The sequence below is a fragment of the Mesorhizobium sp. CA5 genome (assembly GCF_020165105.1).
Classification (GTDB): domain Bacteria; phylum Pseudomonadota; class Alphaproteobacteria; order Rhizobiales; family Rhizobiaceae; genus Mesorhizobium.
This window is the reverse complement of record NZ_JAIUHJ010000005.1, coordinates 43,133-69,293: the sequence shown is the minus strand read 5'-3', so window position 1 is coordinate 69,293 and position 26,161 is coordinate 43,133. Positions and strand designations below refer to the sequence as shown.

General features: G+C 64.6%; 28 protein-coding genes. 16 read left to right on the top strand and 12 right to left on the bottom strand.

All coding sequences use genetic code 11. The annotated features are described in order from the left end of the window. Positions 1-76 precede the first annotated feature (76 nt). From LB529_RS08500 to LB529_RS08475, 6 genes are all read left to right on the top strand, one after another. Entirely contained in the window at positions 77-892 is an 816-nt protein-coding gene (locus LB529_RS08500; RefSeq protein ID WP_224603285.1) for an SDR family oxidoreductase, read from the top strand. Between the two features lie 51 nt (positions 893-943). Continuing rightward, a complete protein-coding gene (locus LB529_RS08495) occupies positions 944-1,423 on the top strand; it encodes a MaoC family dehydratase (RefSeq protein WP_095766281.1) in 480 nt (159 codons plus the stop codon). Next, the gene (locus LB529_RS08490; RefSeq protein WP_224603283.1) at positions 1,420-2,457 is read left to right on the top strand and encodes a phosphotransferase family protein; all 1,038 of its coding nucleotides are present in this window, start codon (positions 1,420-1,422) and stop codon (positions 2,455-2,457) included. Before LB529_RS08495 ends, LB529_RS08490 begins: the two co-directional genes overlap by 4 nt. A gap of 18 nt (positions 2,458-2,475) precedes the next feature. Beyond that, on the top strand, positions 2,476-3,252 hold the full coding sequence (locus tag LB529_RS08485) for an SDR family NAD(P)-dependent oxidoreductase (protein ID WP_224603282.1): 777 nt from the start codon (positions 2,476-2,478) through the stop codon (positions 3,250-3,252). 148 nt (positions 3,253-3,400) lie between these two features. Next, entirely contained in the window at positions 3,401-4,045 is a 645-nt protein-coding gene (locus LB529_RS08480) for a TetR/AcrR family transcriptional regulator (RefSeq protein ID WP_095766278.1), read from the top strand. A gap of 167 nt (positions 4,046-4,212) precedes the next feature. Continuing rightward, positions 4,213-4,443 carry a DUF680 domain-containing protein gene (locus LB529_RS08475; RefSeq protein ID WP_224710813.1) on the top strand — a complete coding sequence of 77 codons (231 nt, stop codon included), beginning with the start codon at positions 4,213-4,215 and terminating at the stop codon, positions 4,441-4,443. A gap of 88 nt (positions 4,444-4,531) precedes the next feature. On the opposite strand, the gene LB529_RS08470 is transcribed toward LB529_RS08475, so the two are convergent. The 5 genes from LB529_RS08470 to LB529_RS08450 all read right to left on the bottom strand — a co-directional run bounded on the left by LB529_RS08470 (position 4,532) and on the right by LB529_RS08450 (position 10,032). Beyond that, positions 4,532-4,756, bottom strand: a complete 225-nt coding sequence (locus LB529_RS08470; RefSeq protein WP_224603280.1) for a hypothetical protein — start codon at positions 4,754-4,756, stop codon at positions 4,532-4,534. 72 nt (positions 4,757-4,828) lie between these two features. Beyond that, positions 4,829-5,413, bottom strand: a complete 585-nt coding sequence (locus LB529_RS08465; RefSeq protein ID WP_224603277.1) for a sarcosine oxidase subunit gamma — start codon at positions 5,411-5,413, stop codon at positions 4,829-4,831. Then, positions 5,406-8,399: a sarcosine oxidase subunit alpha gene (locus LB529_RS08460; RefSeq protein WP_224710812.1), complete on the bottom strand. Its 2,994-nt coding sequence runs from the start codon at positions 8,397-8,399 to the stop codon at positions 5,406-5,408. The genes LB529_RS08465 and LB529_RS08460 overlap by 8 nt, the downstream gene beginning before the upstream one ends. Next, positions 8,396-8,692: a sarcosine oxidase subunit delta gene (locus tag LB529_RS08455; RefSeq protein WP_140842248.1), complete on the bottom strand. Its 297-nt coding sequence runs from the start codon at positions 8,690-8,692 to the stop codon at positions 8,396-8,398. Before LB529_RS08455 ends, LB529_RS08460 begins: the two co-directional genes overlap by 4 nt. Positions 8,693-8,778: 86 nt before the next feature. Next, positions 8,779-10,032, bottom strand: a complete 1,254-nt coding sequence (locus LB529_RS08450) for a sarcosine oxidase subunit beta (protein WP_140842250.1) — start codon at positions 10,030-10,032, stop codon at positions 8,779-8,781. Between the two features lie 203 nt (positions 10,033-10,235). On the opposite strand from LB529_RS08450, the gene LB529_RS08445 reads away from it, so the two are divergent. From LB529_RS08445 to LB529_RS08415, 7 genes are all read left to right on the top strand, one after another. Next, positions 10,236-10,604, top strand: a complete 369-nt coding sequence (locus tag LB529_RS08445; protein ID WP_224710811.1) for a YrdB family protein — start codon at positions 10,236-10,238, stop codon at positions 10,602-10,604. Between the two features lie 102 nt (positions 10,605-10,706). Next, positions 10,707-11,465 carry an SDR family oxidoreductase gene (locus LB529_RS08440; RefSeq protein WP_224710810.1) on the top strand — a complete coding sequence of 253 codons (759 nt, stop codon included), beginning with the start codon at positions 10,707-10,709 and terminating at the stop codon, positions 11,463-11,465. Between the two features lie 110 nt (positions 11,466-11,575). Beyond that, the gene (locus LB529_RS08435) at positions 11,576-11,962 is read left to right on the top strand and encodes an SET domain-containing protein (protein ID WP_095766271.1); all 387 of its coding nucleotides are present in this window, start codon (positions 11,576-11,578) and stop codon (positions 11,960-11,962) included. A 179-nt stretch (positions 11,963-12,141) separates the two neighbouring features. After that, on the top strand, positions 12,142-12,408 hold the full coding sequence (gene rpsU, locus LB529_RS08430) for a 30S ribosomal protein S21 (RefSeq protein ID WP_027165252.1): 267 nt from the start codon (positions 12,142-12,144) through the stop codon (positions 12,406-12,408). A 132-nt stretch (positions 12,409-12,540) separates the two neighbouring features. Beyond that, complete coding sequence (locus LB529_RS08425) at positions 12,541-13,392, top strand: tetratricopeptide repeat protein (RefSeq protein ID WP_224524038.1); 852 nt, start codon at positions 12,541-12,543, stop codon at positions 13,390-13,392. Positions 13,393-13,616: 224 nt separating this feature from the next. Then, positions 13,617-14,093: a DUF992 domain-containing protein gene (locus LB529_RS08420; RefSeq protein ID WP_140541919.1), complete on the top strand. Its 477-nt coding sequence runs from the start codon at positions 13,617-13,619 to the stop codon at positions 14,091-14,093. A gap of 222 nt (positions 14,094-14,315) precedes the next feature. Next, positions 14,316-15,782: an MFS transporter gene (locus LB529_RS08415; protein ID WP_224710809.1), complete on the top strand. Its 1,467-nt coding sequence runs from the start codon at positions 14,316-14,318 to the stop codon at positions 15,780-15,782. A 49-nt stretch (positions 15,783-15,831) separates the two neighbouring features. Here LB529_RS08415 and coaBC read toward each other — a convergent pair whose 3' ends face one another. The 3 genes from coaBC to ubiE form a co-directional block, all read right to left on the bottom strand. Further along, positions 15,832-17,307 carry a bifunctional phosphopantothenoylcysteine decarboxylase/phosphopantothenate--cysteine ligase CoaBC gene (coaBC, locus tag LB529_RS08410; RefSeq protein ID WP_224710808.1) on the bottom strand — a complete coding sequence of 492 codons (1,476 nt, stop codon included), beginning with the start codon at positions 17,305-17,307 and terminating at the stop codon, positions 15,832-15,834. 71 nt (positions 17,308-17,378) lie between these two features. Then, positions 17,379-18,953, bottom strand: coding sequence for a 2-polyprenylphenol 6-hydroxylase (gene ubiB / locus LB529_RS08405; protein ID WP_224710807.1), 1,575 nt, complete (start codon positions 18,951-18,953; stop codon positions 17,379-17,381). Between the two features lie 43 nt (positions 18,954-18,996). Continuing rightward, on the bottom strand, positions 18,997-19,773 hold the full coding sequence (gene ubiE / locus LB529_RS08400) for a bifunctional demethylmenaquinone methyltransferase/2-methoxy-6-polyprenyl-1,4-benzoquinol methylase UbiE (RefSeq protein ID WP_224710806.1): 777 nt from the start codon (positions 19,771-19,773) through the stop codon (positions 18,997-18,999). 168 nt (positions 19,774-19,941) lie between these two features. Between ubiE and LB529_RS08395 the strand changes: the two genes are divergently transcribed. From LB529_RS08395 to LB529_RS08385, 3 genes are all read left to right on the top strand, one after another. After that, positions 19,942-20,916 (top strand): adenosine deaminase, encoded by a 975-nt coding sequence (locus LB529_RS08395; RefSeq protein ID WP_224710805.1) that lies wholly within the window; start codon positions 19,942-19,944, stop codon positions 20,914-20,916. Between the two features lie 158 nt (positions 20,917-21,074). Then, positions 21,075-21,704 (top strand): uracil phosphoribosyltransferase, encoded by a 630-nt coding sequence (gene upp, locus LB529_RS08390; protein ID WP_027165262.1) that lies wholly within the window; start codon positions 21,075-21,077, stop codon positions 21,702-21,704. Positions 21,705-21,911: 207 nt separating this feature from the next. Further along, positions 21,912-22,478: a TIGR02281 family clan AA aspartic protease gene (locus tag LB529_RS08385; RefSeq protein WP_224710804.1), complete on the top strand. Its 567-nt coding sequence runs from the start codon at positions 21,912-21,914 to the stop codon at positions 22,476-22,478. Between the two features lie 108 nt (positions 22,479-22,586). Here the strand turns inward: LB529_RS08385 and deoA are convergent, their stop codons facing one another. The 4 genes from deoA to LB529_RS08365 all read right to left on the bottom strand — a co-directional run bounded on the left by deoA (position 22,587) and on the right by LB529_RS08365 (position 26,161). Further along, a complete protein-coding gene (gene deoA, locus LB529_RS08380) occupies positions 22,587-23,903 on the bottom strand; it encodes a thymidine phosphorylase (RefSeq protein WP_224710803.1) in 1,317 nt (438 codons plus the stop codon). After that, entirely contained in the window at positions 23,903-24,706 is an 804-nt protein-coding gene (locus LB529_RS08375; protein ID WP_224710802.1) for a purine-nucleoside phosphorylase, read from the bottom strand. Before LB529_RS08375 ends, deoA begins: the two co-directional genes overlap by 1 nt. A gap of 13 nt (positions 24,707-24,719) precedes the next feature. Next, positions 24,720-25,112, bottom strand: coding sequence for a cytidine deaminase (gene cdd / locus LB529_RS08370; protein ID WP_095766692.1), 393 nt, complete (start codon positions 25,110-25,112; stop codon positions 24,720-24,722). 77 nt (positions 25,113-25,189) lie between these two features. Further along, positions 25,190-26,161, bottom strand: coding sequence for an ABC transporter permease (locus tag LB529_RS08365; RefSeq protein WP_140846328.1), 972 nt, complete (start codon positions 26,159-26,161; stop codon positions 25,190-25,192).

The following is a 26,161-nucleotide window of genomic DNA, read 5'->3' as shown; positions in this document are numbered from 1 at the left end:
GATGACCGTACTTCGGCTAGCCTTGTCAACGCGAGTCCTTGGGCGAGTCCCGGCCGGCCTGATGCGGAGAAACACGATGAGCTATCTGGACAAGCTGTTCTCGGTCGCCGGCAAGACTGCGCTGGTGACGGGTGCGGCGACCGGCATCGGCCGCATGGTGGCGACCGGGCTGGTGCGCGCCGGCGCTCAGGTGATGATCGCCTCGCGCAAGGGCGAGGATTGCGCAAAAGTCGCCAACGAATTGAACGCGCTCGGCGGCTCCGGCCATGCCGAGGGCTTTGCCGGCGACGTGTCCAGCGAAGCTGGCATCGCGGCACTGGTCGCCGAGGTCAAGGCACGCACGGAACGCCTGCACGTCCTGGTCAACAATGCCGGCATTTCCTGGGGCGCGCCGCTGCAGGATTTCCCCTACCATGCCTGGGCCAAGGTGTTCGGCGTCAACGTCACCGCCGTCTTCCATTTGACGCGGGAGCTCTTGCCGCTTCTCGATGCCGCCGCGAGCGACGAGGATCCTGCCCGCGTCATCAATCTCGGCTCGGTGATGGGCACCCAGCCGCTGGCCGACGACGCCTATTCCTACGCCGCCTCGAAAGCGGCGGTGCATCATTTGACGCGCACGCTGGCGATCGAGTTCGCCGCCCGCCGCATCACCGTCAACGCCTTTGCGCCCGGTCCTTTCCAGAGCCGCATGACGGCCTTTGCCACCGCGACCGAGGAGCAGGCGAAACATGTCGGTAACCATGTTCCGCTCGGCCGCATCGGCGTGGCGGATGACATTGCCGGCGCAACGCTTTATTTGTGCAGCCGAGCCGGAAGCTATGTCACCGGCGCCATCCTGCCTATCGACGGCGGCCAGTCGGTGCAGCATGGCATGACTTTGTTCAAGGAATAAGGTGCCCGGTTCGAGGAATCGCGGTCCGGGCGGGTTGCGGAGGACATCAGTGTGGAACCGATCAGTCTCGATACGCTTCTGGCAAGCGTCGGCAAGGAGGTCGGCGTCTCGCCCTGGCGAACGGTGACGCAGCGCATGATCGACCAGTTCGCCGATGCGACCGACGACCACCAGTTCATCCATTGCGATCCTGAGCGCGCCGCGCGCGAGACGCCGTTTGGCGGCACCATCGCGCATGGCTTCCTGTCGCTGTCGCTTTTGTCGGCAATGACCTTCGAGACCATGCCGCCACTGGAAAACAGCAAGATGGGCGTCAACCACGGCTTCGACACGCTGCGTTTCCTGGCGCCGGTGAAGACGGGTTCGCGCATCCGCACCCGCTTCGTGCTGGCGGACGTCAAGGTCAGGCCGTCCGGCTGGGTGCAGACGGCGCATGACGTGACCATCGAGATCGAAGGCTCGAAGAAGCCGGCGCTGACGGCGCGCTGGCTGACCTTGACGCTGATCGAGCGCCAACCCGAGAACGCATGAGCGGCGAGGCCGGTGCCATAGACCAGGCGGCCCTTGCGCCCTACCTCGAGGCGCATATCCCGGGTTTTGCCGGCCTGTCGGCGATTGAAAAATTCAAGTCCGGGCAGTCCAATCCGACCTATCTTTTGACAGCCGCCAGCGGCCGCTACGTGTTGCGCGCCAAGCCGCCGGGACAGTTGCTGAAATCCGCGCATCAGGTCGACCGGGAATTCCGGGTGATGCAGGCGCTTGCCGGCACGGCGGTGCCGGTGCCGCGCATGCTGCATCTTTCCGGCGAAGACTCCCCGATCGGCCGCATGTTCTACGTCATGGAGTTCCTCGACGGCCGCATCTTCTGGGATCCGTCACTGCCGGACGTATCCGGCAATGACGAGCGCGCCGCGATCTACGATGCCATGAATGCGACGCTCGCCGCCTTGCACGATATCGATGTGGACGCCGTCGGACTTGGCGATTTCGGCCGGCCCGGCAGCTATTTCGAGCGCCAGCTCGCGCGCTGGGCCAGCCAGTACAAGGCCTCCGAAACCGAAACCATAACAGACATGGACAGGCTGATTGCCTGGCTCGAAACGCATATGCCTGCCGATGACGGCCGCGTCTCGCTTGTCCATGGCGACTACCGGCTGGACAACATGATGTTCGCGCCGGGCGCGCCGAAGATCATCGCGCTGCTCGACTGGGAGCTGTCGACGCTCGGGCATCCCTTCGCCGACCTTGCCTATCAATGCATGCAATGGCGTCTGCCGCATGCCTCGGGCTTTCGCGGCCTCGGTGGCATCGACCGCGCCGCTGCCGGCCTGCCTTCCGAGGAAGCCTATGTCGAGGCCTACTGCAGACGGCGCGGCATCGAGAAGATAGACAACTGGACCTTCTTCCTCGCCTTCTCCTTCTTCCGGCTGGCGGCGATCTGCCAGGGCGTCTACCGCCGCGCGCTGGACGGCAACGCCTCCAATCCGGAAAAGGCAAGGACCTACGGCCAGGCGGTAAAACTGCTCGCCGCGCTCGCGGCGGAACTGATTGACGAGAACAGCTGAACGCGGAGAAGCCCGGCAATGGGCCGTTTCGATGGGATGACGGTGCTGATCACCGGCGCGACCGGCGGTCTCGGCAGCGGCGCGGCAAAGGCCTTCGCCGCGGAAGGGGCACGGCTCATTCTGTCCGACCTCGACGAGTCTGCGCTTGGCGATTTCGCCGCAACGCTCGACGCCGAGACGGCTCACCTTGCCGGCAACATCGCCGACGAAAAGCTCTCGGAGGATCTGGTGAAGCTGGCCGTGCAAAAGTTCGGCCGGCTCGACATCGCCGTCAACAATGCCGGCATCGTCCACTCCTTCGTACGCCTGCCGCAGGTCACCTCGGAGGAAGCGCGCCGCGTGGTGGAGGTCGACCTGCTCGGCGTCTTCTATGCCATGAAACACCAGATTCCTCAGTTGGAACGGCAATTCAGGGAAAGCGGCAAGGGCGGCGTCATCGTCAACATCGCCTCGGTCGCCGGCCTCTCAGGCGCGCCGAAGCTTTCGGTCTATGCCGCCGCCAAGCACGGCGTCGTCGGGCTGACGCGCTCGGCTGCCGTGGAATACGCCAGCAAGGGCATACGCATCAACGCGGTCTGCCCGGCCCACACCCGCACCGCGATGGTCGACGGCTTCGTGCGTTTCACCGGAGCGCCCGAGGCCGAAGCGATGGCCGAGCTCACGCGCGGCGTGCCGATGAAGCGTGTCGGCGAGGTCGACGAGATCACCACCGGCATCCTGTTCCTCGCCGACCCGGCCAATTCCTTCATGACCGGCCACGCTCTGGCGCTCGACGGCGGCATTGGCGCCATCTGAGCAATTTCAGGAAAAGTGCCTTAACGGTTTTCCGTCCGCAATTGCGTTAGGACGGAGAGTGCACGCAAGGGAACTGGAGGCGCCCTTGTCCGTTTCCGTACAGCGTATATAATTTCGTCAGGCAACCAATCACAAAGGCAAGCGTATATTGGCGCTAAGCGTTCAGAAACGCCGCGAAAAACAGAAGGCGGAGCTTCGCTCCGAACTGGTCGCGGCGGCTCACAAGCTGGTCCAGGAAGAGGGCTATGAGGGCCTGACCATCCGCAAGCTGGCCAAGCGGGTCGGCTACGCGCCGATGTCGGTCTATTCCTATTTCGCCGACAAGCAGGACATTCTGTTCGCGCTCGCCGAGGACGCCTTCGAAACGCTCGCCCGCCGCATCGAGGAGCACCCCGCCGACGATCCGATCGAGGCGCTCAAGGCGGTGATGACCGAATATGCCGCCTTCGGGCTCGGCAATCCCAATGAATACCGCACCGTCTTCATGACCGAGAAGACCAAGCTGCCTGAAGGGCGCAGCTACGCGGACATGGAAGAAGGCAATCCGGCCATGAAGGTGCTGATCAAACGCGTCGAGGCCTGCGTTGCCGCCGGCAGGCTCAAGGGCGACCCGCGCGCCATTGCCACCATGCTGTGGACCGTAGGCCACGGCACGATTTCGCTCTTGATCACCTTTCCCTTCTATCCGTTCGGCGACGCCCAGGCCTATGTGAAGCGCATGTGCGATTTCACGCTGGCGGGCTTGCAGGCGCAGGATATTCCGCCGCTGACCGCGACGCCCGTCAACTGCTGATCTCTTGATCGTCGGCTTGCACCGCTTCGCTTGATTTGCGGCGCCGAATTCCTGTGTTCAAAAAAATTTGTCGTACACGTACAGATTCCTCCTTGAATTCCGACTCTATTAACCGTATTTGTACACCGTATCGTACATGTACGAAAAAGATTGACTGGAGACGGAAAATGAAGAAGACCATCCTTGCTCTCGCCACCGTGCTGGCTTTCTCGGGTACCGCTTTCGCTGGCGCAAGCCAGCCGGCCAAGCACGCCCCCGCGGCTTGCGCTCAGACCAACGCCAGCGTGAAGCTCGACTGCACCCCGACCGGTTCGGTGGAAAAGGCCGACGCCAACAAGACGACGAAGAGCCCGCGGCTCGGCATCGATGTCAGCCCCTGGTTCGTGCCCGGCCTCTGAGCACTATTGGCAAGACTTCGAACGAAAACGGGCGGCATTTGGCCGCCCTTTTTCGTTTCTGCCCGCGCTCCTGAGGACCTGCTCGAGCCTATCTCTTGCGCGGTTTCGTTCCTGCCGCGGTCTTAGCCTTATTCTGCTTTGCCGGTCCGCCGGGAATGGAAGTGCTGGTGATCGATACCGGGTCGCTGGCGGGAAATGTGTCCTCGAGGCCTTCCTCGAGTTCCTCTTCCTCGACCTCGTGGCGCCGCTCCTGCTCCAGCGAGCGGACTGCAGCTGTCTTCTTGGATGACTTCGGCGCGGATTTGGACGGCATCGGCAATCTCCCTCGCAAGCCGCAGAAACGACATGGACTGGCGATGGTTCCTTGAAACCGACGCCGCGAAGCTCAGTTCGCCGCGTCGACCGCCGCTTCCGACAGCAGAGTGAAGACATAGTCCGAGAAGGAACGCCAGCATTCCACCCGGAACGCATCGGCCGCGCTGCGCAGCAGCACGATCTCGGATTTGCCGAGAATGGTGCGCGAGGCAGCACCGACCGGGAAAACCTCGAGCGATAGGTCCTGCGGACAACCCGAATTGACCGTCGCCGCGGCGGCAGGTCCGACAACGGAAATCCCGACATTGCGGTGCGAGATGCCGACCGCCGAATGCAGCATTGTCACCTTGGCGCAATCGGCGAGCGGATCCTTGCCCGCCTCGTCGATGATCATCCATTCGTCGGGCCCGAGCCACAGCGCCGTGCGCCCGTCCTTGGTCGCCGAAGTCTTGGGCTTTGTCGGCAGCGTGAGGCCGAGCGCCTTGGAAAGCGCTGCAAGGGAAGCCTGGGGGGCGCGCAGCGAGATGCGTTCAGCCGGCGGCAGCATCTCGACCTTGACGCCCGGCGCCGACAGCGTGCGGCCGGCAAGCGCGGGCCGACGCTCGACGGAGGTGGAAGCAGCAGCGGCTTTTGTCTTGGCAGCGGCCTTAGCCATTGAGGCGTTCTCCCTTCTCGTCGACGAACACCATGCCGGTGACTTCCACCTCGATCGTGCCGTTCGGCATCGGCACATAGAGCGTCTGGCCCATGCGGTCGCGGCCGCCGGCGACGAGCGCCAGCGCGATCGAGCGACCGCAATTCTCCGACCAGTAGCTGGAGGTGACGTGGCCGATCATCTTCATCGGGATCGCCTGCTTCGGGTCGGCGACGATCTGCGCGCCCTCTTCCAGCACGACCTTCGGGTCCTTGGTCTTCAGGCCGACCAGTTGCTTGCGGCCCTTGGTTACAAGGTCCGGCCGGGTCAGGCCGCGGATGCCGACGAAATCGGTCTTCTTCTTGCCGACCGCCCAGTCGAGCCCGGCATCGTTCGGTGTGACTGTGCCGTCGGTATCCTGGCCGACGATGATGTAGCCCTTTTCGGCGCGCAGCACGTGCATCGTCTCGGTACCATAGGCGGTCGCGCCATGCTTCTGGCCTTCGGCCCACAGCGCTTCCCACACAGCCTCGCCGTAATCGGCCGGCACGTTGACCTCGAAGCCGCGCTCGCCGGTGAAGGACATGCGGAACAGCCTTGTCGGCACGCCGCAGATCTTGCCCTCGCGCACCGACATATGCGGCATCGCTTCGTCCGACATGTCGATGCCCTCGATCAGCGGCGCGATGATGTCGCGCGACTTGGGCCCCTGCACGGCAATGACAGCCCATTGCTCGGTGACCGAGGTCAGCCACACATTGAGATGCGGGAATTCGGTCTGGAGGTAATCCTCCATGTGGTTCATGACGCGCGGTGCGCCGCCGGTCGTGGTCGTGACATGGAAGCGGTCTGGCGCCAGCCTGCCGACGACGCCGTCATCGTAGATGAAGCCGTCCTCGCGCAGCATGATGCCGTATCGGCAGCGGCCGGTTTCGAGCTTCTCCCACGGATTGGTGTAGAGCAGTTCCATGAACTTCGCCGCGTCCGGCCCGACCACCTCGATCTTGCCGAGCGTGGAGGCGTCGAACAGGCCGCCGGCCTTGCGCACCGTCACGCATTCGCGGTTGACGGCGGCATGCATGTCCTCGCCCGCCTTGGGGAAATACCAGGCGCGCTTCCAGTGGCCGACATCCTCGAACACAGCACCATGCGACGCCGCCCAGCCATGCGTTGCCGTGCGGCGGGTCGGGTCGAACAAGGCGCCGCGCGCGTGGCCGACGATCGACCCGAAGGTGACCGGCGTATAGGGCGCGCGGAACGTGGTGAGGCCGACTTGCGGGATCGGCTTGCCGAGTTCCTCCGCGGCGATCGCCAGGCCGTGCATGTTCGACGTCTTGCCCTGGTCGGTCGCCATACCGTTGGTGGTGAAGCGCTTGACATGCTCGATCGAGTGCATGCCCTCATGCACCGCCTGGCGGATATCCTTGGCGGTGACGTCGTTCTGGAAATCGACGAAGGCCTTCACCGTCGTGCCCGGGCCGGCACCGGGCGCCGCGCCCAACATACCGCGCGACCAGCTCTCGCCGGCGTCGACCTTGGGCTTGGCGCCCTTGCCAACCTTGCCGCCGGCCTCCTTCGCCGCCTTGGCGCCCGCCGCGTAAGCCTCGTCAACTGAGGCGGCCAGCCCGTCGGTACCGTTGCAGGCGCCGACCGAGACGCAGTCCTGCGCGTAGGTGCCCGGCACGAAGCGCTTGGTCTCGTCGTTGAAGGCGACCTTGCCGCGCGATTGCGAGAACAGATGCACCGATGGCGTCCAGCCGGCCGACATGAGGATCGCGTCAACCGGGATGGTCCGCTCGCCTCCGCCATTCTTCGGCTGCACGCTCATTGACGACACACGCAATTTGCCGCCGGCGCTGACCACCGCGCGGCCAAAATTGATCTCGATGCCGAGCGCCCTCGCCTCGTCGATCACCGGTCCGGCCGGGTTGTCGCGCAGGTCGACGATCGCCGCGATGTTGATGCCGGCCTTCTTGAGGTCGATCGCGGCGGCGTAGGCGGAATCGTTGGCCGTATAGACGCCGATATTCCTGCCGACCGCGACGCCATAATGGTTGAGGTAGGTGCGCGCCGCTGAAGCGAGCATCACACCCGGACGGTCGTTGTTGGCGAAGACCATGTGGCGCTCGATGGCGCCGGTGGCGATCACGACGCGTTTGGCGCGAACCTGCCACAGGCGTTCTCGCGCAAGCTCCCGGCCCGGGCTCTTGAGATGGTCGCTGACCCGTTCGACCAGTCCGACGAAGTTCTGCGCGTAATAGCCGAAGGCGGTCGTGCGCGACAGCACGCGCACATTGTCCATCACCTTGAGCTTCGCGATCGCCGCTTGCGCCCACGCATAGCCGTCCTGGCCGTCGATCCTGGCGCCGCTCTCGAAGCGCAGGCTGCCGCCGAATTCGGCTTGCTCGTCGGCGACGATCACCCGCACGCCCGTTTCGGCCGCGGCGAGCGCGGCCGCGATGCCGGCGGCGCCGCCGCCCAGCACCAGCACCTCGCAATGCGCGTAGCGCGCGGCATAGTGGTCGGGATCCGGCTTGTCCGGCGAAACGCCGAGGCCCGCGGCAGCGCGGATCTTCGGCTCGTAGAGGTCCTTCCAGGCCCATTTCGGCCACATGAAGGTCTTGTAGTAGAAGCCGGCCGAAAACATCGGTGATGCGATGTCGTTGACGGCGCCGACATCGAAGGCAAGCGACGGCCAGCGGTTCTGCGAGTTGGCCGTCAGCCCGTCATAGAGCTCCTGCACTGTCGCCCGCACATTCGGCGTCTTGCGCGCATCGTCGCGCACGATCTGCACCAGCGCGTTGGGTTCTTCCGCGCCGGCCGACAGGAAGCCGCGCGGACGGTGATATTTGAACGAGCGGCCGACCAGGTGCACGCCGTTGGCGAGCAGCGCCGAGGCCAGCGTGTCGCCCTCGATGCCGATATACGACTTGTCGTCGAAGCTGAAGGAGGCAGTCTTCGCCTGGCTGAGGCGACCGGCGCCGGAAATGCGGAAGGCGGCGTTCATTTCGAGGCTCCGGGCAGCTTCGCAGGCTTCGGCTCGCCGGCCTTGTAGGTCATGATGAACCTGTCGGTGACCGTGTCGCGCACCGCGTTGAAGAACCGCGCGCAGCCATGCATGTGCCGCCAGCGCTCATAGATGACGCCTTTAGGGTTGGCACGGATGAAGAAGAATTTCTCGAAATCGTCGTCGCTCTCGGCGGCGATGTTGGTCGGGCGCGCAATATGCGCCTCGCCGGCATTGCGGAACTCGAGTTCCGGGCGCTCTTCCTCGCAATAGGGGCAGCGGATGAGAAGCATTTTCGGTGGATCCTACAACTCGCCATGGCCGACGCAGGCGCCGGCCGGTTGATCGCAAAGCGGCTTAAGGGTCATTTGGCCCATCGTCAGTGCGCCACAGCCGCCGCGGCGGCCTCGTCGATGAGACGCCCCGTGCGGAAGCGCTCGAGCGTGAAGGGCGCGTTGATCGCGTGCGGCTCGTCCCTCGCGATCGTATGCGCGAAGACATTGCCCGAGCCGGGCGTCGCCTTGAAGCCGCCGGTGCCCCAGCCGCAATTGACGTAGAGGCCCTGGACCGGTGTCTTCGCCAGGATGGGCGAGCGGTCGGGGGTCACGTCGACGATGCCGCCCCAGGAGCGCAGCATCTTCATGCGGGTGAAGATCGGGAACATCTCGCAGATGGCGTCGAGCGTGTGCTGCAAGATGTGCAGGCCGCCGGTTTGCGAATAGGAGACATACTGGTCGGTGCCTGCGCCGATCACCAGCTCGCCTTTGTCCGACTGCGAGATATAGGCGTGCACCGTGTTCGACATCACCACACAGGGCACCACCGGCTTGACCGGCTCCGACACCAGCGCCTGCAGCGGATAGCTTTCGAGCGGCATGCGCACGCCCGCCATGTTCATGATGACGGAGGAATGGCCGGCGGCGACCACGCCGATCTTCTTGGCGCCGATGAAGCCGCGCGTCGTCTCTACCCCGCTCACAGCGCCATTGGCCGCGCGCTTGATGCCGGTGACCTCGCAATTCTGGATGATGTGCACGCCGCGCGCCGAAGCGCCGCGCGCATAGCCCCAGGCGACCGCGTCATGACGCGCCGTGCCGCCGCGGCGCTGCAGCGCGGCGCCCATCACCGGATAGCGCGCGTCCCTGGAGATGTTGAGCGGCGGACAGAATTCCTTCGCCTCTTCCGGCGTCAGCCATTCATTGTCGATGCCGTTGAGGCGGTTGGCATGGATATGGCGCTTGAACACCTGGACGTCGTGCACGTTGTGCGCCAGCATCATGACGCCGCGCGGCGAATACATGACGTTGTAGTTGAGTTCCTGACTGAGCCCGTCCCAAAGCTTCAGCGCATGGTCGTAGATGCCGGCGCTCTCGTCATAGAGATAATTGGAACGGATGATGGTGGTGTTGCGGCCGGTGTTGCCGCCGCCGAGCCAGCCCTTTTCCAGCACCGCGATGTTGGTGATGCCGTGCTCGCTCGCCAGATAATAGGCCGTCGCCAGGCCGTGTCCGCCGGCGCCGACGATGATGACGTCGTATTCCTTCCTCGGCTCGGGCGACGTCCACTGCTCTTCCCAGCCTCTGTGGCCGCGCATCGCCTCGCGGGCAATGGCGAATACCGAGTATTTCTTCACGTTAAGCCTCGCGCCAAAAATCGCGGATGTCGTTCGGGCCTCTCCCGTCACGCGAGGTGTATCACTAGCGAAACCGCGATGTCATCCTTGCGCTGTTTGCGACGGCGCTTGCCGTTTTGCGCCACGGTCAAAACGAAGCGTCTGCTCTGGCTTCCGAGATTCCGTTCGGCGACACTCCTGCCGCGTGATGCTGGAGGACGACAATGGGTAATGCCTGGTGGAATCTGACCCTGCGCTTCCTGCTGGAACTTGCAGCGCTGCTTGGGCTCGGCATGGTCGGCTGGAGCTTTGCTGTCGGTTTAAGCCGTTGGATTCTTGCCGTCGCCTTGCCGCTCGTCGCGGCGGTGCTGTGGGGCACTTTCGCCGTGCTCAATGATCCGAGCCGGTCGGGTCGAGCTCCGGTGCCGGTGCCCGGCGCCCTCAGGCTAGCGCTGGAACTTGTCATCCTGTGTGGCGGCGCCGCGGGATTCTATCTGACCGGTCACGCGGCCATTGGCATCGTCATGGCTCTGCTGATTGCCTTCAGCTACGCCTTCCCGCTGGATCGGCTGGCTTGGCTGTTGCGGCAGTAGGGCAATGGCGCCTTTGCCGGTTTCGGGTGGCCGCCGTAATCCTCATCTGCGACCAAGCATCCAACCGCCGACAAGCCCGGTACAGAGGAAGGATGCAAAGACATGTTCACCCTTACAAAGAAGGTCGCCATCGTCACCGGCGCGAGCTCCGGCATCGGCCGCGCCACCGCCAAACTGTTTGCCGAGCAAGGCGCATCCCTGGTCGTCGCGGCCCGGCGTCAGGCCGAGCTCGACGTGCTTGTCGACGAGATCGAAGCGGCCGGCGGCACGGCAGCCGCGCTTGCCGGCGATGTAAGGGAGGAGGCCTATGCGAAGGCGGTCGTCGAATTCGCCGTCGCAAGGTTTGGCGGCCTCGACATCGCCTTCAACAATGCCGGCGCCGTCGGCGTGATGGGACCGGTGACCGATATGGCGCCAGCCACCTGGCACGAGACGATGGACACCAATCTGACCAGCGCCTACCTCGCCGCAAGGCACCAGATACCGGCCATGCTGGAGCGCGGCGGCGGCTCCCTGATCTTCACCTCGAGCTTCGTCGGCTACACCGCCGGCATGCCGGGCATGGCGGCCTACGCCGCTGCCAAGGCCGGACTGATCGGCCTGACGCAGGTGCTCGCTGCCGAATACGGTCCGCAAGGGCTGCGCGTCAACGCACTGCTGCCCGGCGGCACCGACACGCCCGGCGCAACCACGACCACGCCCGAGGCGCGCGCTTTCGTCGAAGGCATTCATGCTTTGAAGCGCATGGCGCAGCCGGAAGAGATCGCCCGCTCCGCGCTTTACCTTGCCTCGGATGCGTCGAGCTTCACCACCGGAACCGCGCTGTTTGCGGATGGCGGTGTCTCGATCAACCGGACATGATCTATTTTGGCAGACGACAGACATGCCCATCCGGCCAAAATGTTGCGATGCGGCCTTGCATTCCCGTTCATTTTGACGATTTTCGTTTCCGTCAAAATTGGACCGGAACGATGCTGCTGATCAGAACCTATGTTGCCCAGAGCGCCATCGAAGGGGTCGGGGTCTTCGCCGCCGAGCCGATCCGTAAGGGCGCTTCGATCTGGCGCCTCGATCCGGATTTCGACCGGCTGATCCCGATGGATAAATATGAGGCGGCGCCGCCGCATCTGCGCGAGTTGCTCGACCGCTATGCCTATCCGAGCCCGGACAAGCCCGGCTTCATGGTTTATGAGGTGGACAATGGCCGCTTCATGAACCATTCGGAGCGGCCGAACACGGATTTCTCGCAGTATGGCGGCGCCACAGCCATTCGCGACATCGCTGCAGGCGAGGAAATCACCTGCGATTATGGTGAGTTTTTCGAGGACTTTGCGCGCCACCATCTGGCGACCGCGTAGCGCGAGCGAACATGCGGGCGCAGCGCTCGGGTTTTTGATCGCCGTTTCGCGCAATCGGAGGTGGACATCCCAGCCTGATTCTGCTATCAGCCGCCACAATTCGCGGTGCAATTCGCCGCGGAGGCATGTCAGCTATGGCTGTTTGCCTAATGATTTCAAACCCGAAGACAGGATTGCCCGTGCAGGTACTCGTCCGCGATAACAACGTTGATCAGGCGCTTCGCGCGCTGAAGAAGAAGATGCAGCGCGAAGGTATTTTCCGCGAAATGAAGATGCGCGGTCACTACGAGAAGCCGTCCGAGAAGCGTGCCCGCGAGAAGGCCGAGGCCGTGCGCCGCGCCCGCAAGCTGGCCCGCAAGCGCGCCCAGCGCGAAGGCCTGCTGCCGATGACCCCGCGCCCGGCTCCGGCTGGTGCCGCCGGCGCATCGCGCTCGCCGCGCTCATAACGCCTATTTTTCGTCCTTTTCGAAGGATACCGAAGGTGGCGCGATGCGGAATCGCCGCCACCTTTTTGTTTATGTATTGGAGCCGGTTCGGAGAGGGAACGGACTGACGGCGCTGCGGCAGTGAGGACAAAGATGAACGCAATTACCGTGGAGCGCAAAACCGCTTTTCGCGGCTTCGCCCTGACGGCGGCCCTGCTTTCGGGTCTGACGCTTGCAGCATGCCAGACGACCCCGACGGGCGAGTTCAACTCGATCGACAAGGCGCAGGCGTCGAGCGAGAACATCTCCTCGCTTTCGGCGGTCATCCAGCGCAATCCTCAGGATCCCGAGGGCTATAACGTGCGCGGCTCGGCCTATGGCCGCGGCGGCCAGTACCAGGCGGCGCTCAAGGACTTCAACCAGGCGATCCAGCTCAATCCGAACTTCTACCAGGCCTATTCGAATCGCGCGCTGATCCAGCGCTTCCTCGGCAATCAGGAAGCCGCTTTGGCCGACTACAACCGCTCGATCCAGATCAACGCCAACTACGACGCAGCCTATATCGGCCGCGGCAATCTCTACCGCAAGGCGGGCCGCACCCAGGATGCCTTCAACGACTTCCAGAAGGCGATCCAACTCGACACCACCGATGCCCGCGCCTACCACAATCGCGGCCTGATCTATCAGAGCCAGGGCCAGCACAAATTCGCCATCGAGGATTTCTCGACCGCGATCTCGCTGGCGCCGGACGCCGCCGAGCCCTACAACGGCCGCGGCCTCTCCTATCTGGCGACAGGCGACGAGGACAACGCCTTCTCCGACTTCAACATGGCCATCAAGCTCGACGGCAAGAACGCCGAGGCCTGGGCCAACCAGGCGCTGATCTACGAAAAGCGTGGCGACAAGGGAAGGGCCGCCAAGTCCTACCGCGAGGCTGTCCACCTCGACCCCAACTACCAGCCGGCCAAGGACGGTCTGTCGCGCACCGGCGGCAACGCCAGCTGATCTCAAGCCGACGCCGGAAGGGTGTATTGCAGGGCGCTTGGGCGTCGTTCCCGGTCGCCGTCGGCGGCCGCGATGATGCGCTGCGGAGACGCCGATAGCGATCCGTTAACCGCCCAGGGCAATGCGTTAACCCTTGCCATGTTCGCGTCAAAGTTTCGGCGGAACGCTCCGTGCACCTCGATCGTTTAAGCCGGGGCCAAGATTTTCGCGAAAGGGACTTTCCAATGATCAAGACACTTGCCTGTGCCGCTGCCGCGCTTGCCGCCACGGTCCTCGCTTCTCCGGTCAGCGCCGGCACGCTCCGGCTCGGCACGCTCGATTGCACCATCGACGGCGGTGTCGGCTATGTCATCACGTCGAACAAGGGCGTCTCCTGCGTCTTCCGCCCCTCCCATCACGGCCCGGCCGAGATTTATACCGGGATGATCTCCAAGCTTGGCGTCGACGTCGGCAAGACGCATCAGGGCCAACTCGTCTGGGCGGTGCTTGCCGCCACCCGCAGCCATGACGCGGGCGATCTCGCTGGCAGCTATTACGGCGTCAACGCCGAGGCGAGCGTGGTGACCGGCGGCGGCGCCAACGTCCTGGTCGGCGGCCTGGACAGCGCCTTCATGCTGGAGCCGCTCAGCGTCCAGGCACAGACCGGCCTCAACCTGGCCGTCACCGTAGCGTCGCTGGACCTCGTCCACTCCTACAAGTGAGCCCTCGGCTTTTCAAATTCATTGCACCGCACTCGGCCCGGAACATCTGTTCCGGGCCGAGTGCTTTGGAAAGCCCTTCGGCGCAAATGGTGGCTTGCCTCGAAATCCGCGAAAAAGCCTCTTGAGCTCAACTGCGCTTGAGGTTCTACAAGCCCTGCCGAACTGGATCTTGCCCCTCGTTCGCAACGCGGATGAGGTGCGCAAAACAAGCAGGAGATCGGCGTGACGGCAGCGAGCGGCAACAAGGTGGCCAGCAACAGGGTGGCCAGCAAGAGGGTGGATTGGCGGGCGCTGTGGGCAAGCGGCGATCTGGCGCGCTTCTGCTTCGTCAGCCTCGGCATCCTGCTGCATGCCACCAACGAGACAATGGTGGCGACGGTGATGCCGGCCATGGTCGGCGAACTGGCGGGCGTGCAGCTGGTCGGCTGGTCGCTGGCGATCTACGAGCTCGGCGCGATCGTCGCCGGCGCCGCTGCGGGCCGGCTGGTCAGTTATGTCGCCCTGCGCTCCAACATGGTGGTCGCGGCCCTGCTCTATGCGACCGGCGCGCTGATCTGCGCCGCGGCGCCGTCCATGCCCTTGTTCCTCGTCGGGCGTCTGGTCGAAGGGCTTGGCGGCGGCGCGCTGGTATCGCTGGCTTTCGTCTCGGTCGAGCGCCTGTTTCCACGCAACATCTGGCCGCAGCTCTTCGGCATCATGTCCGCGATCTGGGGCGTCGCCGCCTTCAGCGGCCCGATGCTCGGCGCTCTCATGACCGAATTCCTGTCGTGGCGCTGGGCTTTCGGCGTCTTCACCTTCGGCGGCGCGGCGATGGCGCTGGCAAGCTTCGTCGTGCTCGACACGCCTGAAGCGAGGAAGCCGCAGGCTGGCGGCGGCAAGGCACCGCCCTTTCCCTATCCCGCGCTCGCCGTTCTCGCCCTCAGCGTCGTGCTGATCGCCGCCGCCGGCATCGATATCGCCCTGTTGCGCTCGTCGCTGCTCCTCTTCCTCGGCCTGATCGGCCTGGCGCTTTTCTTCCACGTGGATGCGCTTAGACCGCAATCCCGGCTCTTCCCGTCGCCTCTGTTTTCATGGCGCTCGCCGCTTGGCAGCGGCATGACGATGGTTGCGGCTTTCTCCGTGGCGACCTGCACCTTCACCATTTACGGGCCGCTGCTTCTGACCACGTTGCACGGCATTCCGATCCTGACCACCGGCTACATCATCGCCGCAGAATCGATCGCCTGGTCGATCCTGTCGATTCTTGTCGCCAATGCACCGCTGGAGCGCGAGAGGCTGATCATCGTCGTCGGCGCCCTGATGATCGCCTCCGGCCTCGCCGGCTTCGCCTACACAATCCCGGCAGGCTCGATCCCGCTGATCCTGCTCTGCGCCCTTTTGCAGGGCGGCGGCTTCGGCGTTTGCTGGCCCTTCCTCACGCGCGTCATCGTCGCCTCGGCCAGCGACGGTGAGCAGACCATCGCCTCGGCCGCCGTGCCGACCATGCAGCGCATCGGCTATGCGGTAGGCGCAGCGCTTGCCGGCATCGTCGCCAATGCCAGCGGCTTCTCGGAAGGTCTGAGCCGTGAAGCGGCCGCAGGCGTCGCCAGCTGGCTGTTTCTGGCCTTCGTGCCCCTCGGCGTGTTCGGCTGCCTGGCGGCGCTGAGGATATTTTCAGCGACAAACCGCGCGAGATTGGCAGCGGGTTGACGGGGATGTCACGGCGGCCGCGGCCGAGGCGCCGGCTTGCCGCTCGGGCTCAGACGACGACAGTCTGCTGCAGCCGCTCGGCAATCAGCGCGGCGAGCCGCGCCGCCACTTCGTCCTTGCCCATTTCCGGCCATTCCTCGACGCCGGTCCTGGAGACGATGCGCACCTTGTTGCGGTCGCCGCCCATCACGCCGGACGGCCCGATGCCGCTTTCATGCGAGACGTCATTGGCGACGATGAAGTCCGCGCCTTTCTTTTTCAACTTGGCCTCGGCATTGGCGATCAGATCCTGTGTCTCGGCGGCAAAGCCGATGACGAGTCCGGGCCGCTGAACGTGATGTCCGATGCCGGCGAGGATGTCGGGGTTCTCGACCATCCGCAGCGATGGCGGTCCCTTGCCCGCAATCTTCTTGATCTTCTCGCCGGCGGCGTTTTCCGTGCGCCAGTCGGCGACGGCGGCAACGAACACGGCGGCATCCGCCGGCAGCAGGCTCTCGACCGCTTGCTTCATCTGCGCGGCCGTTTCGACGTGGGTGGTCGCGACACCGGCCGGATCGGCGACGGTGACCGGGCCGGAGACAAGCCTGACATCGGCGCCGAGCTTAGCCAAGGCGGCCGCGATGGCATGGCCCTGCTTGCCGGACGAGCGGTTGGCGATGTAGCGCACGGGATCGATCGGCTCATGCGTCGGGCCGGAGGTGACGATGATCCTGCGGCCGGCAAGCGGTTTCGGCTTCTCATCGAGCATCGCCTCGATCGCGGCGACGATCTCCAGCGGCTCGGCCATGCGGCCCTCGCCCGCTTCGTTGCTTTCGGCCATCTCGCCCTTGGCGGGGCCGACAAAGGCGACGCCGTCCTTCTGCAAGGTGGCCCGATTGCGCCGCGTTGCCGGATGCCCCCACATCTTCGGGTTCATCGCCGGCGCCATCAGCACCTTCTTGTCGGTGGCCAGAAGCACCGTCGAGGCAAGGTCGTTGGCATGACCATTGGCGAGCTTCGCCATCAGGTCCGCGGTTGCCGGCGCAACGACCAGCAGGTCGGCCGCGCGCGACAGCCTGATATGGCCGACATCGTGCTCGTCATTGCGGTCGAACAGCTCGGTGAAGACATGGTCGGCCGAAAGCGCGCCGACCGACAGCGTGGTGACGAATTCCTGCGCGGCCGACGTCATCACCACCCGCACCGAAGCGCCTCGCTCGCGCAACCGTCGGATCAGATCGAGCGCCTTGTAAGCCGCGATGCCGCCGCCGATAATGAGCAGGATGCGCTTTCCGGAGAGCGAGCCTCGCGAAACTGATTTCGCGGATGCGGCGACAACCGGCGCCGCCTGCTCCTTTGAGCCTGTCAGCGCACGCAGCTTTTCTTCGATCTGACCGATGCGGTCGGCCTGCCCTGCCCGGCCTTCGACCGCGGCGCGTATCATCGCTCGTGCCTGCTCCTCCATCGAGCAGCCATTTTCGGCCGCGAGTTGCCGGAGCAGGTCCTTCACCTCGTCATCCAGATTGCGGATCGTGATGCTGGCCATGTGATTGCACTCGCTTCAAGTAGCGCTTGCAACGATAGCAATGCAATCAATCGGCGGCAAGCCGCAGACGGTCAGAGCAATTTCCACGCGACGTAAATCAGCGTCAGCGCGATCACCCACAGCGCCACGCGGCCGGAGCGGGTGTGGCGCGCTTCCGCTCTCCCTATCGCGCGCGCGGTCGCTTCGTCGAAGCGCAGGCCGTTTTCCGCCATCAAATCGATCTCGCGTGACAGCCGCTCGGTGCGGGCCACAAGATCCGGCGCCTGCCTTGCCAGCGACACAAGGGCTCTGCCCGCGTCGCGCGCGTCGGTGAGCATGCCGCGCGGGCCGAGATTGCCCGCGATCCAGTCGCTGACCACAGGCTCGGACGTCTTCCACATGTTGAAGGCCGGATCGAGCGTGCGGGCGACGCCTTCGACAACCACCATGGTCTTCTGCAAAAGCACCAGCTCGGTCCGCGTCGCCATATCGAACAGCTCGGTGACTTCGAACAGCAGCGTCAGCAGCTTCGCCATCGAGATGGTCTCCGCCGACTGGCCGTGGATCGGCTCGCCGATGGCGCGGATCGCCTGCGCGAAGGCCGAGACATTGTGTTGGCGCGGCACGTAGCCCGCCTCGAAATGCACCTCGGCGACGCGCTGATAGTCGCGCACGATGAAGCCGTAGAGGATCTCGGCGAGGAAGCGCCGCTCCTTCTTGCCGAGCCGGCCTGCAATGCCGAGATCGACCGCGACGATGGTGCCGCTCGCCTCGACGAACAGATTTCCAGGATGCATGTCGGCATGGAAGAAGCCGTCGCGCAACGTGTGCCTGAGGAACGACTGGACCAGATTGGCGGCGATCGCCTTGAGGTCGTGGCCGGCGTCGGCAAGACCGGCCAGATCGTTCATCTTGATGCCGTCGATCCACTCCATGGTGAGGACATCGCGGCCGGTCCGCTCCCAGTCGACCGCCGGCACGCGGAAGCCCGGATCGTCCTTGGTGTTCTCGCCGAGTTCGGAAAGCGCGGCTGCCTCGAGCCTCAGATCCATCTCGATTCTGGTGGTCTGTGCCAGCGTCTCGGTCACTTCGACCGGGCGCAGGCGACGCGACGCGGGGATGTATTTCTCCTGCAGGCGGGCGGCAAGGAAATAGCTTTCGAGATCCTGGAAGAAGCGGTGCCGCACGCCGGGCCGGATAACTTTCACCGCCACCTGCGAAGCGCTACCCTCGCGCACGATTTCGGCGCCGTGCACCTGCGCGATAGAGGCCGCCGCCACCGGTTCGCCGAAGCTCGAATAGAGATCGTCGATCCTGCGCCCGAGCGAGGCTTCGATCGCATGGACCGCCTCCACTCTCGGGAAGGTATGCATCTTGTCCTGCAAAAGCGCGAGGTCCAGCGCCATGTCGTTGCCGACGACATCGGGCCGCGTCGCCAGGAACTGGCCGAGCTTGACGTAGGAAGGTCCCAGCCGCACCACTGCCCGCGCCAGCCTGTCGCCCCGCTGATAGCTCAGCGCCCGGCGGCGGGTGAAAAGCCGCGCCACGCGCCAGCCGAATTTCGGCATTCCGGAAAGCTCTTCGCCCGGCAGCGCCGCGACGACGCCCTCGCGGACCAGCACCCAGCCGGCCCTGGCGAGCCTGAAGGCGGCAGCGACGCTGCTCATAGCGCTGCCTGCTTCAAAGGGGCCTGCTGCAAGGTGCCGCGCCTCAAAGCTTCCAGCCGGAATGAAGGGCGGCGATGCCGCCCGAATAGTTGCGGAAGGTGACGCGGTCGAAGCCGGCGCGGGTGATCATTGCTGCGAAATTCTGCTGGTCGGGGAACTTGCGGATCGATTCGACGAGATAGGAATAGGGCTCGCCATCGCCGGTCACCGCCTTGCCGATTTTGGGGATGGCGTTGAAAGACCAAGCCTCATAGGCCTTGTCGAGCAGCGGCATGTCAACCTCGGAGAACTCCAGGCACAGAAACCGTCCGCCCCGCTTCAGCACCCGATAGGCTTCGTCAAGAGCGACCTCGATGCGCGGCACGTTGCGTATACCGAACGCAATCGTATAGGCATCGAAGCTGTCGTCCTCGAACGGCAATTCCTCGGCATTGGCCTCGACGAAGTCGGTGTTTGCGGCAAGCCCCAGCTTCTCGGCGCGGTCGCGGCCGACGGCCAGCATCGAGCCGTTGATGTCGAGCACCGTGGCATGGGCCTGGCGCTGGCTGGCCTCGATGATGCGAAAGGCGATATCGCCGGTGCCGCCGGCAACATCGAGCACCTTCCAGCCTGCCTTTTTGGGAGGATTCAGCCAGGCGACCATCGCGTCCTTCCACAACCGATGCAACCCGGCCGACATCAGATCGTTCATCAGGTCGTATCGATTGGCCACCTTATGGAAGACGTCGTTGACCAGGGGCTGCTTCTCGCCTTCCCCGACCTTCCTGAAACCATAGGAGGTTTCCATGCCGCCCGCGGCCGTGGTTCTCTCAACCGACATTATTTTGATCCGCCATAAAACCGGCGGGACCATAGCCGATCGATGGTGCCGACGCTATTGTCCAAGGCGCGGTTTTCGGCCGCGCCTTCAAAACCCGGCAGGGAAAGGCCACGCATGATTTTCCGGCCAGAATCTGCGCGAGAGCAGCATATCGGACGGGATGACCGCATGACTTTGAAGGCCGAACTGCACTGCCACATTGAAGGGGCGGCGGCGCCCGAGCTCGTCGTCGCCCAAGCCCGCAAATACGGCAAGGACCCTTCGCCCTACATCCGGGACGGCTCCTTCGTCTGGCAGGACTTCACCTCGTTTCTCGCGGCTTACGATTTCGCTTCCGACCTGTTTCGCACGGAGGAGGACTATGCCCGCCTCGCCGACTACTATCTGACCAGCCTCGCCCGGGACGGCGCCATCTATTCCGAGATTTTCACCTCGCCGGACCACGCCAAGAAGGCCGGCCTGTCGCCAAAAGCCTACACGGATGCGCTGGGCGAAGGCATGACCCGCGCCAAGGCCAAGACCGGTATCGAGGGCCGCATGATCGTCACCGGCGTGCGCCATGTCGGGGTCGAGGCGATCGAGCAGGCGGCGCGCTTCGCGGCACGTTGCGGCCACCCGCTGGTGACCGGTTTCGGCGTCGCCGGCGACGAGCGCATCGGCGATTTCGAAGATTATGTGCGCGCCTTCGAGATCGCGCGCGAAGCGGGCCTCGGCATCACCATCCATGCCGGCGAGCTGATGGGCTGGGAAAGTGTGGCCGCGGCTCTCGACCACATCCGCCCCTCCCGCATCGGCCATGGCGTTCGCGCCATCGAGAACCCCGACCTTGTCCGCCGCATTGCCGACCAGGGCCTAGTGCTGGAATGCTGCCCAGGCTCCAACATCGCGCTGAAAGTCTTCGACAGCTTCGCCGACCACCCCTTTCCGGCACTGCGCGCCGCCGGCTGCAAGGTGACGCTCAACTCCGACGACCCGCCCTACTTCTGGACCTCGCTGAAGCGCGAATACGATATCGCCGCCGAGCATTTCGCCTTGAACGACAAGGCGCTCGCGGGGATCACCAAAACAGCCATCGAAGCGGCCTTCGTGGACAAGAAGACCAAGGCGGTGCTGCTAAGCCGGTTGGACGCGAAGGTGCGGTGAGTGAGTAGGGGAGTAGTCGGTAGTCAGTAGTTATGCATTTGGCCGAGCGCGCATAGATCGGTTGAAGGCCGGAGCTTTCCCCGAGGCGAGGACTCGCAAATCGGCTCACTATTCACTACTCACTACTGACTACTACCCCGAACCAGTCGGAGCACATCATGCAGGGCGTCACCGTCGTCGACCATCCCCTCGTCCAGCACAAGCTGACCATCATGCGCAAGAAGGAGACCTCGACGGCCGGCTTCCGGCGGCTGCTGCGCGAGATTTCACTGCTGCTCGGCTATGAGGTGACCCGCAATCTCGAACTGACCACAACCATGATCGAGACGCCGATCGAGGAGATGGAGGCACCGACGCTGGAAGGCAAAAAGCTGGTCTTCGCCTCGGTGCTGCGCGCCGGCAACGGCCTGCTCGAGGGCCTGCTCGACCTGGTGCCGGCCGCGCGCGTCGCCCATATCGGCCTCTACCGCGACCACGAGACGCTTGAAGCGGTCGAGTATTTCTTCAAGGCGCCGAGCGATCTTGCCGACCGCCTGGTGATCGTCGTCGATCCGATGCTGGCGACCGCGAATTCCGCGATCGCCGCGATCGACAAGCTGAAGGGGCGCGGCGCCACCAACATCCGCTTCCTCTGCCTGCTTGCCGCCCCCGAAGGCATCGAGCGCTTCACCAAGGCGCATCCGGACGTGCCGATCTTCACCGCCTCGATAGACCGGCAGTTGAACGACAAGGGTTACATCATGCCGGGCCTCGGCGACGCCGGCGACCGCATGTACGGCACAAAGTGAGCGCCGTTCTTAACTGGCCGTTTACGCAAGCTTGCGGTTTCCCACACGCGTTAAAGTCGCACACACCATATCGGCATAAGGATGCAGGCCTTCGGGAGCAATTCCAGCAAAAGTGTGAAGCGGTTTTCCTTTCGGGATTGCTCCAAACCAAAGGGATAGAGCGGTTCAACGTTTTCGTGAAACGGTGAAAACGCTTTAGGGGCATCCATGCTGCGCAAGCTTCTCATCCTCGGCATCTTTGCCGGAACTTCGGCTTCGATTCCGATCGTCTATCAGGCTAACCCGCATCTGGTGGACGGCCTCCTGAAATCGGCCGTCGCCCCGCAGCCGGCAGCCCCGGAGGCTCAGCCCCTGGTCAATCTCGCTTCGGTCCCGAACAAACCAGCCGCGCCGATGCCGCTCGGCCGCCAGGTGCTGGTCAATGCCGATGCGCGCGGCCACTTCGCGTCGCAGTTCAAGCTCAATGGCCGCCAGATCGACGGCATGATCGACACCGGCGCGACGCTGGTCGCCATCAACACCTCGACGGCGCGACGGATCGGCGTCTCGCTCAATCCGTCCGACTTCAATCGACAGGTGAACACCGCCAACGGCGCGGTAAAGGCCGCCGTGGTGACTGTCGACCGCCTGCAGATCGGCAAGATCTCGGTCGATAACGTCCAGGCGATGGTGCTCGACGACAGGGCGCTGCAGACCAACCTGATCGGCATGAGCTTCCTGCAGCGGTTGCAGAAATACCAGGTCCAGGACGGCTCGCTGCTGCTCGTTCAGTAAATCCGACGTAAACAATTCCAGGAAAAGTGCGCAACGGTTTTCCGTCCGGAATTGCGTCAGCCACAAAGGATAGAGCAGTTCACCGTTTCCGCGAAACGATGAACTGCTCTAGCGCGGCAGTATCCGCCTGAGCACGGTCTTTTCGGCGGGCGGTTTGGAACCGCCGATCGCATAAGCAGCTCGCACGGCCGCCGCCGCTGCCTCGGCCTCCGCATTGGTACGGGCATGCACCAGCGCCAGTGCCTCGCCCGGGCGCAGCTCGGCGCCGACCGGCAACAGCCGGGTCAGACCGACGGCATGATCGATCTTGTCGTCCGGATGGCTACGCCCGCCACCGAGCGTGACGACGGCAAGCCCGATATCGCGCGTGCCGATGCCGGTCACGAATCCATCCTGTTCCGCCCTCACGGCCAGTTCGACGGGCGCAGTCGGCAAATATTTTTCCGCGTTCTCGATGAAATCGGCGGGACCGCCAAGCACGGACACCATTCGCGCGAAGACGGCCGCCGCACGGCCTCCGGCAAGCGCTTCGGTGGCGCGCCTGATGCCGTCCTGGTTGGACGAGACGAGCCCCGTCGACTGCAGCATCTCGGCCGCCAGCGCCAGCGTCACCTCCTCCAGCCGCCGGTCGCGATATCGCCCGGTGAGGAAATCGACGGCATTCTTCACCTCGACCGCGTTGCCGGCGGCCGAGGCCAGCGGCTCGTTCATGCCGGTCACCAGCGCTGAGGCGCTCAAGCCGGCGCCATTGGCGACCTCGACAAGGCTGTTCGCCAGGGCGACGGCATCGCGCGACTTCTCCATGAAGGCGCCGTTGCCGACCTTGACGTCGAGCACCAGCGAGCCCAGGCCGGCGGCAAGCTTCTTCGACAGGATCGAGGCGGTGATCAGCGGCACCGATTCGACCGTCCCGGTCACGTCGCGGATCGCATAGAGCCTGCGGTCGGCCGGCGCGAGATCGGCGGTCTGGCCGATGATGGCGCAACCGGTCTCGAGCACCGTCTTGCGGAAAAGCGCCACGTCCGGCTGGCTGGCATAGCCGGGGATGGCATCCATCTTGTCCAGCGTGCCGCCGGTGTGGCCGAGCCCGCGGCCCGAGATCATCGGCACACAGGCGCCGCAGGCCGCGACGATCGGCGCCAGCATCAGCGAGACATTGTCGCCGACGCCACCCGTGGAATGCTTGTCGGTGACCGGGCCCGGCAGGTCGGACCAGTCGAGCACATCGCCGGAATCGCGCATCGCGATCGTCAGCGCCACCGCTTCCTCGCGGCTCATGCCGTTGAGGAACACGGCCATCGCGAAAGCGCCGACCTGGCCCTCGGAGATGGTGCCGGCCGTCAGCCCCGCGATGAAGTCCGCGATCTCGTCGGCCGAGAGCCTGTGGCCGTCGCGCTTGCGGCGGATGATCTCCTGCGGCAGCATCAGTCGGGCAAGCCGTCCTGGAAGACGCGCCGCAGGATCGTCGCCAGCCGCGCGCCGCCGACCGGCGCCATATCCTTGGTTTCCTGGTGCGAGAGTTCCGCTCCGGTCATGCCGGCCGCCAGGTTGGTGATGACCGAGCAGGCGGCGACCTTGAGCCCGAGGAAGCGGGCAAGGATGACCTCCGGCACGGTCGACATGCCGACGGCGTTGGCACCCATGACGCGCGCCATGCGGATCTCGGCCGGCGTCTCGAAGTAGGGTCCGGAAAACCACATATAAACGCCTTGATGCAGCGCGGTTCCCGTTGCCTTCGCCGCCTTCTCGATCGCTTTGCGCAGGCCGGCATCATAGGCCTCCGTGAGGCCGACGAAGCGGCGGTCGCTCGGCTCGCCGATCAGCGGATTGGAGCCGGAGAAATTGATGTGGTCGGTGATCAGCATCACCGAGCCCGGCCCCATTTCAGGATCGACGGAGCCGGCGGCATTGGTGAGGATCAAATGCGAGATGCCGATGCCGGCAAGCACCTCCAGCGCCGGCCGCATCGCCGCGGCATTGCCATGCTCGTAATAATGCGCGCGTCCGGACAGCATCAGCACCGGCGTGCCGGCGAAATGCCCGGCAACCACCTCGCCTGCATGGCCGGAAACACCGCTGCGCGGGAAGCCCGGCAGTTCGGCATAGGAGATGCGCCTGGCATCCTTGACCTGGTCGACCAGCCCGCCCAGGCCCGAGCCCAGCACGAGCGCCGCGGTCGGCGCCAGTCCGTCCAGCTTCTCGACCAGATGATCCAGCGCTTCCTTCATTTCAACCCGCTCTTCATTTCAAGATGTCGCCCCTGAAGCCGTAGGGCAGCATGTCGCCCATGGTCACCGTCTCGGCCACGCCGGCGTTGTCGCAGAGATAGAGCTTCGTGTCCGGCCGGCAGAATTCCGCCAGCCGCTGCCGGCAGCCGCCGCATGGCGAGCATTTGGCCATGCGTTCGGCGATCACCGCGATCTCCACGATCCTGCCGCCGCCGCCCATGATGTAATGGCCGAGCGCCGTCGTCTCGGCGCACCAGCCTTCCGGATAGGATGCCACCTCGATATTGGCCCCGGTGAAGACGCGCCCGTCCTCGGTACGCAGCGCTGCCCCCACAGGGAACTTCGAATAGGGCGCATAGGCCTTTGCCATCGCCGTCTTCGCCGCCTCGAAAAGATCATGCGACATCCGGTTCTTCTCTCCCACGATCTTGTTCAAATACCGGTCGCCGCCGCACGAAAATCCCGCCCCGGCATTCTCCGACCTCAGCGTTCCTTCACATAGGGCACGCCGCCGGCGCGCGGCGGGATGGCTTTGCCGATGAAGCCGGCGAGCAGGATGACGGTCAGCACATAGGGCAGCGCCTGCATGAACTGCACCGGCACCTTGCCGATGATCGGCAGCGGCGAGCCCTGCAGGCGGATGGCCGCAGCATCGAGGAAACCGAACAACAGGCAGGCGAACATAGCGTTGACCGGCTTCCATTTGGCGAAGATGAGCGCAGCCAGCGCGATATAGCCCTTGCCCGCAGTCATGTCCTTCACGAAGCCGCCATTCTGCACCATGGAAAGATACGCGCCGGCGACGCCGGTGAGGATGCCGGTGCAGATCAGCGCACGGTAGCGCAGCCAGGCGACCGAGATGCCGGCGGTGTCGACCGCGGCCGGGTTTTCGCCGACCGCGCGCATCCTGAGACCGAAGCGGGTGCGAAACAGCACCCACCAGGTGAACGGCACCATGGCGAAGGCGAAATAGACCAGGATCGAATGGCCGGAGATCAGCTCGGCATAGATCGGGCCGATGATCGGCACGTCCTTGATCGCCTCGGCGCCGGGCCAGACGATCGCCTCGAAGCGTTCGGCCGGCTGCAGGGCTGGCGTGCGCCCGCCCTGCTGGAACCACGCCTGGCCGAGGATGATGGTCGATCCGGCGGCGATGAAATTGATCGCCACGCCGGAGACGATCTGGTTGCCGCGATGCGTGATCGAGGCGAAGCCGTGCACCAGGGCGAAAGCGACCGAGATCAGCACCGCCGTGCCGAGGCCGATCAGCGCCGAATGGAAGACGGCGGCGGCCGAAGCGCCGGCAAAGGCGCCGACCAGCATCTTGCCTTCCAGCCCGATGTCGAAGATGCCGGCCCGTTCCGAATAAAGACCCGCCAGACAGGCGAGCAGCAGCGGCACCGAAAGGCGGATGGTCGAATCCAGCACCTGGATGATGGCGTTGAACATGTCCAT